The following is a 9,934-nucleotide window of genomic DNA, read 5'->3' on the forward strand; positions in this document are numbered from 1 at the left end:
GTCTGGGAACACATATCTAGAGGCTCTGCCTCGACTCCCCATGAGGGAGGCAGAGCCTCCTTGTATTCATTCCCCGGCACAGCGTGGAAACGATAAACGATGATTAAGTGCCCGAAGTCCAAGAGTTTGTGTACTCAATTTGTTCGGCGGTCAAGGTATCAATGTGAATACCCATTGCTTCCAATTTGAGACGGGCAATTTCTTTGTCAACTTCCACGGGGATTGAGTGAATACCAGGCTCTAGTTTGCCTTTATTCGTAACCAGATATTCGCAGGCTAAAGCTTGGTTAGCAAAGCTCATATCCATCACGGCGCTTGGGTGTCCTTCGGCGGCTGCTAAGTTGATCAAACGGCCTTCGCCCAACACAATAATCGACTTGCCATTATTGAGGTGATATTCTTGAGTGAAAGACCGGACTGTTTTCACGTCGGTGCTTTTTGCGCCGAGGGATTTGAGGTCAATTTCAATGTCGAAGTGACCGGAATTGCAAACAATTGCGCCGTCTTTCATTGTCTCGAAATGTTCGGCACGAATGACGTGTTTGTTGCCGGTAACGGTAATGAATATATCTCCGACTGTTGCTGCTTCGTCCATCGGCATCACGCGGAAACCGTCCATCACTGCTTCGATCGCCCGAATCGGATCGATTTCGGTGACAATTACGTTAGCACCCATGCCGCGGGCGCGCAGTGCCGTGCCTTTGCCGCACCAACCGTAACCTGCAACCACAATATTTTTACCGGCTAACAAAATATTGGTAGCGCGGATAATCCCGTCTAGGGTAGATTGGCCGGTGCCGTAGCGGTTGTCAAAGAAGTGCTTGGTGTCGGCGTCGTTGACGTTCATTGCGGGGAAAGTCAGCACGCCGTCTTTCAACATGGCCCGCAGGCGCACGATGCCTGTGGTAGTTTCTTCGGTAGTTCCGATTAAGTCGGAAATTTGGTTCGGGCGGTGCTGGATCAGTGCGGCTACCACGTCGCTGCCGTCGTCGATAATGATATTGGGGCGGTGGTCTAGGGCTGTGTAGACGTGACGTTCGTAGGTAGCCGCATCTTCTCCTTTGAGGGCGAAGACGGAAATGCCGTAGTCTTCAACTAAGCAAGCCGCTACGTCATCTTGAGTGCTCAAGGGGTTGCTGGCGATCAGTACGGCGTCGCCACCGCCGAGTTTGATGGCGATTGCCAAATGAGCGGTTTCTGTGGTTACGTGGCAGCAAGCAGCCAAGCGAATGCCAGCGAAAGGCTTTTCTTTAGCGAAGCGTTCTTGAATTTGCCGCAAAACGGGCATTTCCCGGCCGGCCCACTCGATGCGTTGCTTTCCCAAGGGGGCGAGGGACAAGTCTTTGACTTCGTGTTTAATCTTGACGGATGTAGCAACCATGTATGTTATTTCTCAGAAATCATCAAACTTTGTTAGTTTTAGCAGATTAAGTCATCGGCGGGCAAGTGCTGTGATTTTACTTGAGCGGGGTCGGCGCTGCTCATCTTAAATTTTGATTGTGTTTTAATGATTAGCGAACGAGTCGATGGAGTCACCCCCACATTGAGAGTCAAACATTCCTGTCAGCCGATCGAGCTCAATCTTTTGTGTTAGCGTGGCGTTCTGGAATTATTTGACATTCTCACTTGGGCTGCTGGCAGTTTGAGCGCCTGCGTGATTGCGTTCCCAGCTTGGCGGCCTGCAGATATCATCAATGGGTTAGGACTTGGTTGAGTAGCGATTAGTTTCGCGTTCCAAGACATCTTCAAATACTTTTTATGGGAAATATTGTTGCTGTTGCAGGAATCGTTTCAATTGGGCGATCGGATCGATTGTAGAAGGCTTTGGAGGTACGGTTGAAAAGATTTTGCGGCGTTCAACTCAAATTATTAGCGATCGGGGAGAGCCAGTTATCGTGCCGAAGGCGATCGTATTTACCAATTCGGTGCGGGTACTAAAAACCATTACCCACAGGCCAACCAACCTGCGTTTAATTTTAGCCTACGATATCGGCTTTCCTGAGCAATTGAAACCTTAGTTAAAGCTATTTCCGAAGTCGAAGGCGTTTTGTCCCAAACAACTCCAGAAGTTGATATTTCAGGCATTAACCAAGATTCTTTGCATCTTATTGTCCCCTATTGAAAGCTGCCGTAACAAGCACAGGTGCGACGGACAAAAACCGTGGTTGTGGTGGCGATTAAAGTAGCATACGTCTGGGCGGACATTAAAATTCTTCAATCGGTAGCGGTGACTTTGTACGATCGAACAATTTGCCGTGAGTGAGTTTTGAATTTTGAGTTGGGAGAGGGAGAGAGTGGGAGAGTGGGGGAGTGGGAAAAATTCTCTTGCTTCACGCTTGACTTTTTCCCTAAACACCCGTCCGTTAAACCCGTTAAATCCCGTACACTGAGCGTTGCCGAACTTCCCTCTGATATCAAATCCGCGCTTCGACAGTCGAGCGTAAAATCGAGTCAACATCCAACACTCAACCATCATTCAGTTTGGCGACCCGCCCGTCAACAGTCAACAGTCCACAGTCAACTATTATGAGGAGTGCAACCAGAATTAATATGACTTCTCCCTTCTGACTTTTCAAATCAAGCAAAAGGCGAGCCGATTTCTCATTAGCGCGCCTCCTAATTGAATTTTATTTTGTAAAACGTAAATGAGGAGATTGTTCCGGTTGAAACAAATCATGAAGTCGTTTTGCTAGCGCGACGACGGCGTGCTGCAACCAAGCCACCTAAACCTAGAGCCAAACCAGTCATTGTCATCGGTTCTGGAACTGCTTCTGCGCTCACTGCGAAGTCTTGGAAGTCTGCGTCGTTGTTGTTACCGCGATCGTCGAAGGAGATTAGCGTGCCTCCATTAAACAGAGAACCTGTGCCGTTTGTGAATTGTCCCGCAGCTTGGAAGACGTTCGTGGTTTCTTTGCCGAGTGCGTCCCACAGTTGCGTTTGCGCCCCAAACACCGCTTGTTGGCTGCCACTGTTCAAGGCTGAGGTCGAGTAGACACTGCCACCCCAACCGCTGTCGAGCCCCAAAGTATAAATTTGATTTGCCAGGAAGGTGAATACTACCGAGCCAGAACCCACGACTGTATTGCCCAGAGTTCCTTTCCATTCGTCTGCCCACTGGTTGTCTGAGGATTTAGTTTCCGAAAACAGGGTGCTAACTAGAGAGACCGCCGAGTCATTCACGCTGTATATCCCCAAAGAGGATTGGTACATACCGTGAGATTCTTTGAAGCTAAACTTGACGCTTGTATCTTGGCTGAATGTGATGCCGTTGGTGCCAAAAGAGAAGGCTTGAGCTGGAGCTCCGGCGCCAAACAGAGCTGTGGCGGCGGCGGTAGCTGTTAAGGCGGATAAGAGTTTGGTATTCATAACCTGTTCCTTTTGTGCGAGGGTCTTAATAATTTCATTATGCGATACTTTTTTGTATTTGGGGGACTTTAGGTAAAGTTTGACATATTCTTTATCAAGCCTTTACATATCCTTCATAAATGCTGTCGATCACATCTGGCGGTGGGCGATCGCTCGCTAAAAATACCCACTAAATAATTATAAATATTGTGGCTTGAAACCTTGCATTACCGGGCATGGGGGGGCGGGTGAGCCAAACTGATTTGGATCGGGCTTATGCTAATTTTTTATTATATTATTAAGTCTAAATCCTCAACATCAGATACTTAAGTATAAATACGGTCATATTCGTGTGTACTGACAGTTAAAGGAGTTTTCTATTAACCAGAAACTGGGAATATTTGTTTGTTGGGACTTGTACAGGGGAGTTAAAGTAGTTTATCTATCGGGTAAATTACCTACAAAATGCGATCGTGGGGGCTACGTATTTTGGTTGAATTAAATAGAGGCCGTGGCGTGAGATATCCCCAAGATGCGATCGAGGAGAGGCAATTTCCGCAGATTGAAGCGGTAAAATACCGGATTGCTCCTCAACAAAGATTGTATAGAGAAGCTGTGGCCCCGTCCTTGCTCCCGATCGCCCGCATCAAAAAAGACCGCTGTAGCGTTCCTCGGCCCAAGGTTCGCCCCGCTGGTGGTAGCCGTTGCGTTCCCAAAAACCGAGTTCTTCGGTTTCTGTAAATTCCAAGCCGTTAATCCATTTAGCGCTTTTCCAAGCGTACAAGTGGGGAACTACGAGCCGCATTGGGCCGCCGTGGTCTGCTGACAGAGGTTCGCCGAAGACGGTGTGGGCGAAAAAGTTTTCTTCTCGGAGGAAGTCGGCGATCGCAATGTTGGTAGTATAGCCGCCGTAGCAGTGTTCCATGACGTGCAGAGCTTTTGGATCGACTTCTATGTAGTTCATAAAATCTGTGACTTTGACTCCCGTCCACTGCACGTCGAGTTTTGACCACCGAGTGACGCAGTGAAAATCCGCAGTAAAGTTACTTTGGGGCATGGCCTGGAAGTCCGACCAAGTGAAGGTTTTTGGTTGTGCTAATCCCCAGACTTTAAATTCCCAACTCTCAATGCTGACGGAGGGTGTATCGCCGTAGGTCAGCACAGGAAAGCCGTTGGCAAGGTATTGACCTGGGGGGACGCGATCGATGTTTTCTGATTCTGGCTTGCGAAAAAATTTGCCCAGCATTGATTCACGCTCTACAGTAACTGACTGCAATCCTGAGTATAACTTGCAGAGATGAGCGCATCGCAATTCATCTCAAGGCAGAAAGCAAATGCACTTCTGTAGAAATAAAAATTCCTAAATCATGCTTGATGCCCGCCTAATTCTGCCTTCGGAGAGAGGCGAAGCTAAAAATTTTTAAAATTTATCACCCCAGCGTATGAATTACCTAATCTTAAATTTTATCGTAATTAAGGGTGCATTTCCGAATCTTTGATGTATTGTTACAATATGCTCAGATGCCATATGTCAAAAAATTGATGGGGTAAAAATCATGATCACAAGTTGCTTGATTCCGCTGACGGTATGCTTGATTGCTTGGTGGGTGACTGCCGGGACTGACAACAGAACGCTAGACGGAATTCCGGCTCCCATAGCTGCAATTATTGGAATGTGTTCGTTAATTTGGTTGGTGGCGGTGTGTCCTTGGCCTGTTGAACTCGCTCTAGTGTTGGCGGTGCTGGTTTTGGGCAAAGCTTATTTGCAAAAAATCTTGAAAGTCGGCTGAATTTTCAGGGCTAGCGCTCCTATGATTTGCGGGAGCGCGATCGAGTGCTGCTACTTTGTTAAAATTTTTCGCAATTTGTCTGGCTAGGTTCTCAGAGGGGGTCGCAAAGGCGGAACTAACCCCTGAACTGGTGAAATTCAATTTAAATATTTCAGTTAAAAATTAGAACATACAGATTGACAGAGAAACCCGGTTTATCTAAGATAAACCGGGTTTGTGGGGGGTGAAATTTTCACACCTCCCGCAAGAATTGCTTAGGACTTAGAAACTCGGAACACAAGAAACCCGGTTTCTGAGTCCAGGAGTGTTGCTGTATGTGCGTAAAATGGCGAGCTGTTAAATTGGCAAGCGATTGATATCTTTATTAGAACCAATTACTACCATGGCGTCGCCCTTTCTCAAGCGTTCGCTTGGCTCAGGATTAATCTCGAACTTTTCGGCGCGACCGACTGCTAACAAGTTCAAACCATACCGGCGCCGGAGTTCCAAATCGGAGATAGTTTTACCGTCAAACTTTTCAGGAACAAGCAACTCAACAATGCTGTGATCGGGGTCGAGGTCAAAGCGTTCTAAAATGCTGGGTTTTGTAAGAAGGCGGGCCACAGAGCAGCCCATTTCTCGTTCGGGAAAAACTACATGATCTGCACCCACTTTTTTCAACAGTTTTAAGTGAGTTTCCGAAGAAGCTTTGGCTATTACGTGACTTACCCCGCCTTCCTTAAGATTTAGGGTGGTGGTAATGCTTTCTGCTAGGTAATTGCCGATCGCCACAATCACTGTTTCAAATTCAAATATACCCGCTTCCGCAAGAGCGCTAGGCTCAGTAGAATCTAACTGCACAACGTGAGCAGCAATGCGCTCGCTCAAAGCTTGAGTTACTTTTTTTTCATCGGTGTCAATTCCCAGGACTTCGTAACCCAAACCGTGCAGAGTAGAACACACAGCTTTGCCGAAGCGTCCCAAACCAATAACTGCAAACTGCTTGTTGTCGGCGCGCAAAGTGCGAAAAAAATTTAAAGATGACAGGTTCACTGAATATCCAGCGCTGAGCGTCTTGCTGTTTAAATTTTAGCAGAGACAGCGCCGCCTCCTTTTGGTTTTTAGGTAAGTAGTAAAAGTTGATTTGGGTTGTCACCCATTGTTTAGATTATCAGCAAGTAGGCAGGATTTTTTTATCCCACTAACAAACTTTCCTCAGCATACTTAAAAGACCTGGGTTTTGGATCGCCGAATGCAGCACTCATCAGCAGCAGCACCCCAACCCGACCTATATACATTGTAGCAATCAAAATCAACTTACCGACCGCTGAAAGTGTGGGTGTAATCCCTGTGGAAAGACCGACGGTGGCAAAAGCTGAAACTGCTTCAAACAGGGCTGCGATAAATTCTACTTCGGGATTGGTCAGCTCGATTAAAATTGCAGATGTGAACGCGACCAACAGGGAACCAAAGAGTACGCTAATGGTTTTCAGTATCATTGCTGGCGGGATTTGACGCTGATAGCACTCCACATCTTCCTGGCCTTCGAGAACTGCGGTGGTACAGCAAAACAATATCCTAAAAGTTGTGGTTTTGATTCCGCCGCCGGTGCTGCCAGGACTGGCGCCGATAAACATCAGCGCGATCGTCAGAAATAGCGAGGCTTCGCTCATTTGGCCAATGCTAATTGTATTGAACCCCGCCGTGCGGGGAGTAACAGATTGAAACCAAGCTGCCATCACCTTTTGAGGAAAATTTAGAGCGCCGAAAGTGTTTGGGTTGTCGTATTCGAGCACCAAAAAGGCTAGCGTTCCTAAAATTAAAAGGACCGCCGTTGTAGTGGTAACGACTTTGAAGTTCAGGGAAAAAACTGTGCATATCGGGCTTTTGTTGAAACGATCGCGCAGCCACAGGTACATTTCCATAATTACTTGATAGCCGATTCCCCCAAATATGATTAAACCGCTGACTGTGAAGTTAACCATAGGCGAACTAATGTAGCCGATCAAATTCTCTGAATAGATGCTAAAACCCGCGTTGTTAAAGGAATTAATGCTGTGAAATATAGCCGACCACACACCCTCTTTAAATCCGTATTGGGGGACGAAAACCGTCATCAGCAAAAACACTCCTGTTAATTCAAACAAAAGCGTTGTTGCTAGAATTGACTGCACGAGTTGTACTACGCCGGCTAGCCCGGATTTGTCGAGAGATTGTTGCAGGGCAATTTTGTCTTTCAAGCCAAAGCGGCGGCCTAATAACAAGAGCAAGAAAGTAGTGGCTGTCATGTAGCCCAAGCCTCCTATTTGCACCAGTAAAACTAGGCACAGTTGCCCCCAAAAAGAGTAATATTTTCCCACATCTACAACCGATAAGCCCGTGACGCAGACAGCGGAAGTAGAGGTAAACAGTGCTGTTATTGGATCGCTCCAAGTTCCATCAATTGTGGAAAAAGGCATCATCAGTAATAAAGCACCTGCGAGGATGACAGCGAGAAAGCCTAAAGCAATGGTTCGCGAGACAGTCATTCGATTTTAGATTTTAGATTTTAGATTTTAGATTTGAGAGGGAACCCACAAATCGATTTGAGATTTGAGGTTTGAGAAGGAACCCACAAATAGATCATCGGGCTTGAAATCAGGACATCTCTTTCTGGCGAAGACCGGAGACCGATCGAACTCAATCGCCAAATTCTATGACAACAGCGGGAAAATAACGGTAGAATTCCTTTAATAACTTGCGATCCGGCGATGACATCAACACTTTACCAGCAAATTCAGCAACTTTACGACGCTTCTAGCGGCTTGTGGGAGCAGGTGTGGGGCGAACATATGCACCACGGTTACTACGGCCCGGATGGCAATTTGAAAAAAGAGCGCCGACAGGCTCAGATTGATTTGATAGAAGAACTGCTGGGCTGGGCTGGAGTACCGTCAGAGAAGGCACTGTGTGAATCTTACCGCATTCTGGATGTCGGTTGCGGGATCGGCGGCAGCACGCTGTATTTGACCGAAAAGTTTAGTTCGATCGCTCAAAATAATTTAAAGTTGGATGGCGAGGTCGATCGAGAGCGTAGCCAATCGCCCGAACTAAACAAAACGGGCGCTAGCGTTACAGCGACCGGGATTACTCTGAGTCCGGTACAGGCCAACAGAGCGACCGAACGCGCTAAAATTGCTGGACTAGAAAGCAATGTGAACTTTTTGGTGGCCGATGCTTTGAATATGCCTTTTCCCGACGAGTCCTTCGACTTGGTTTGGTCGCTCGAAAGTGGCGAACATATGCCCGACAAAATTAAGTTTTTGCAGGAATGCTGCCGCGTACTCAAGCCGGGAGGAACTTTGATTTTGGCAACTTGGTGTCACCGCCCGGTGGGAGAAACGGCGGGTGAATTAACTGATGAAGAGAGAAAGGAATTGGCAGAAATTTACCGGGTTTATGCTTTGCCTTATGTGATTTCTTTGCCGGAATACGAGGAAATTGTCCGCAGTTTGCCTTTGACAAGTATTCGCACGGCTGATTGGTCAAAAGCTGTTGCTCCTTTTTGGGATGTGGTGATCGATTCTGCTTTGAATCCGAGCGCGATTTGGGGTTTGCTAACGAGCGGTTGGACGACTATTCAAGCAGCACTGGCTCTCGGATTGATGAGCCGTGGATATCAGAGCGGGTTGATTCGTTTTGGGATGATTTGTGCTGTAAAATAACAGGGATAGATCAGAGAAGTTTTGAGTCTTGAGTTGATGAGTAAGGTGCGTATTACGCACCTACGGAATATTATTTGTGTGGTGCGGGTGTGAGATTTATGGGCAATGATTCGATTGGCAAGTCTTGGATTGATAAAAATGGCTCGGTTCCGCAAATCTGGCTGAGGGCATTTTGGGAGTTTTCTCGACCGCACACAATTGTGGGTACTAGCTTGAGTGTATTGGCTTTGTACGCGATCGCCCAAAGCCCGCGGCTGTTTGTGAATCCTGTATTTGGGGCCCTAGCTTTTGCGTGGCTGGCTTGCATTTGCGGCAATATTTATATTGTGGGATTGAACCAGTTAGAAGATGTTGAAATTGATAAAATAAATAAGCCGTATTTGCCGATCGCATCGGGAGTATTTTCTCGGAAAACCGGGGAATTAATTGTAATTGCAACGGGAATTATAGCAATTTTGACTGCTGTTTTACAAGGCCCGTTTTTGCTGGCTACCGTTGGCGTTAGTTTGGCGATCGGGACTGCTTATTCTCTGCCGCCAATTCGCCTAAAGCGGTTTCCTTTTTGGGCGGCGCTGTGCATTTTTACGGTGCGGGGCGCGATCGTAAATTTAGGGTTATTTTTACACTTTAATTGGGTGTTGGGTTTGGGAAGGGCGAAAAGCGCTTTTTCTGGCTGGAATTTGGAGAGTGTGTCTTTTCGGATTCCTGCGGAAGTTTGGGTGCTGACGGTTTTTGTTGTGGTGTTTACGTTTGCGATCGCCATTTTTAAAGATATCCCCGACATGGAAGGGGACAAGCAATATAATATTACTACGTTTACGATTGAGCTGGGCAAGCCGGCCGTCTTTAATTTATCTCGCTGGGTGTTGACGGTTTGTTATTTGGGCGCGACTTTGGCGGGAGCGATCGTATTGTCTAATGTTAATTTAGTGTTTCTGGCAGTTTCTCATTTGGCGGCTTTGGGTTTGATGTGGTTTTGGAGCACGAAAGTTGATTTGGACGATAAAATAGAAATTGCTGGATTTTATCAGTTTATCTGGAAGTTGTTTTTCTTAGAATATCTGATTTTTCCGGCAGCTTGTTTGTTGGGGTAGAAAGAAGGCACTACACGGATTT

Annotated in this window: 10 protein-coding genes; 4 read left to right on the forward strand and 6 right to left on the reverse strand. The window is 46.8% G+C overall.

Annotation, left to right across the window (positions count from 1 at the left end; translation table 11 throughout):
• Positions 1-103: 103 nt before the first annotated feature.
• Positions 104-1,381 (reverse strand): adenosylhomocysteinase, encoded by a 1,278-nt coding sequence (gene ahcY / locus QUB77_RS19565; RefSeq protein WP_333047387.1) that lies wholly within the window; start codon positions 1,379-1,381, stop codon positions 104-106.
• 466 nt (positions 1,382-1,847) lie between these two features.
• On the opposite strand from ahcY, the gene QUB77_RS19570 reads away from it, so the two are divergent.
• Positions 1,848-2,018: a hypothetical protein gene (locus tag QUB77_RS19570; protein WP_333176625.1), complete on the forward strand. Its 171-nt coding sequence runs from the start codon at positions 1,848-1,850 to the stop codon at positions 2,016-2,018.
• A 59-nt stretch (positions 2,019-2,077) separates the two neighbouring features.
• Here QUB77_RS19570 and QUB77_RS19575 read toward each other — a convergent pair whose 3' ends face one another.
• From QUB77_RS19575 to QUB77_RS19585, 3 genes are all read right to left on the reverse strand, one after another.
• The gene (locus QUB77_RS19575; protein WP_333176627.1) at positions 2,078-2,458 is read right to left on the reverse strand and encodes a hypothetical protein; all 381 of its coding nucleotides are present in this window, start codon (positions 2,456-2,458) and stop codon (positions 2,078-2,080) included.
• A 215-nt stretch (positions 2,459-2,673) separates the two neighbouring features.
• Positions 2,674-3,366, reverse strand: a complete 693-nt coding sequence (locus QUB77_RS19580; protein WP_333176629.1) for a PEP-CTERM sorting domain-containing protein — start codon at positions 3,364-3,366, stop codon at positions 2,674-2,676.
• Between the two features lie 625 nt (positions 3,367-3,991).
• Positions 3,992-4,591, reverse strand: coding sequence for a sulfite oxidase-like oxidoreductase (locus QUB77_RS19585; RefSeq protein ID WP_333176631.1), 600 nt, complete (start codon positions 4,589-4,591; stop codon positions 3,992-3,994).
• Positions 4,592-4,901: 310 nt separating this feature from the next.
• On the opposite strand from QUB77_RS19585, the gene QUB77_RS19590 reads away from it, so the two are divergent.
• On the forward strand, positions 4,902-5,135 hold the full coding sequence (locus QUB77_RS19590) for a hypothetical protein (protein WP_333176634.1): 234 nt from the start codon (positions 4,902-4,904) through the stop codon (positions 5,133-5,135).
• Positions 5,136-5,471: 336 nt separating this feature from the next.
• Here QUB77_RS19590 and QUB77_RS19595 read toward each other — a convergent pair whose 3' ends face one another.
• Both QUB77_RS19595 and QUB77_RS19600 read right to left on the reverse strand, forming a co-directional pair.
• A complete protein-coding gene (locus QUB77_RS19595) occupies positions 5,472-6,167 on the reverse strand; it encodes a TrkA family potassium uptake protein (protein WP_333176637.1) in 696 nt (231 codons plus the stop codon).
• A gap of 140 nt (positions 6,168-6,307) precedes the next feature.
• Entirely contained in the window at positions 6,308-7,642 is a 1,335-nt protein-coding gene (locus tag QUB77_RS19600; RefSeq protein ID WP_333176640.1) for a TrkH family potassium uptake protein, read from the reverse strand.
• A 222-nt stretch (positions 7,643-7,864) separates the two neighbouring features.
• Here QUB77_RS19600 and QUB77_RS19605 point away from each other — a divergent pair, with 222 nt between their 5' ends.
• The gene (locus tag QUB77_RS19605) at positions 7,865-8,818 is read left to right on the forward strand and encodes a methyltransferase domain-containing protein (RefSeq protein WP_333176641.1); all 954 of its coding nucleotides are present in this window, start codon (positions 7,865-7,867) and stop codon (positions 8,816-8,818) included.
• Positions 8,819-8,916: 98 nt separating this feature from the next.
• The gene (locus QUB77_RS19610; RefSeq protein WP_333176644.1) at positions 8,917-9,912 is read left to right on the forward strand and encodes a homogentisate phytyltransferase; all 996 of its coding nucleotides are present in this window, start codon (positions 8,917-8,919) and stop codon (positions 9,910-9,912) included.
• Positions 9,913-9,934: the final 22 nt, after the last annotated feature.

It is taken from the genome of Microcoleus sp. AT9b-C3 (genome assembly GCF_036705485.1).
GTDB lineage: Bacteria > Cyanobacteriota > Cyanobacteriia > Cyanobacteriales > Microcoleaceae > Microcoleus.

Bases quoted from the DNA above. Each gene is read 5' to 3' on its own strand.
- QUB77_RS19605 (WP_333176641.1), top strand. From the start codon at position 7,865: ATGACATCAACACTTTACCAGCAAATTCAGCAACTTTACGACGCTTCT.
- QUB77_RS19600 (WP_333176640.1), bottom strand. From the start codon at position 7,642: ATGACTGTCTCGCGAACCATTGCTTTAGGCTTTCTCGCTGTCATCCTC.
- ahcY (WP_333047387.1), bottom strand. From the start codon at position 1,381: ATGGTTGCTACATCCGTCAAGATTAAACACGAAGTCAAAGACTTGTCC.
- QUB77_RS19580 (WP_333176629.1), bottom strand. From the start codon at position 3,366: ATGAATACCAAACTCTTATCCGCCTTAACAGCTACCGCCGCCGCCACA.
- QUB77_RS19590 (WP_333176634.1), top strand. From the start codon at position 4,902: ATGATCACAAGTTGCTTGATTCCGCTGACGGTATGCTTGATTGCTTGG.
- QUB77_RS19585 (WP_333176631.1), bottom strand. From the start codon at position 4,591: ATGCTGGGCAAATTTTTTCGCAAGCCAGAATCAGAAAACATCGATCGC.
- QUB77_RS19610 (WP_333176644.1), top strand. From the start codon at position 8,917: ATGGGCAATGATTCGATTGGCAAGTCTTGGATTGATAAAAATGGCTCG.
- QUB77_RS19575 (WP_333176627.1), bottom strand. From the start codon at position 2,458: ATGTTGACTCGATTTTACGCTCGACTGTCGAAGCGCGGATTTGATATC.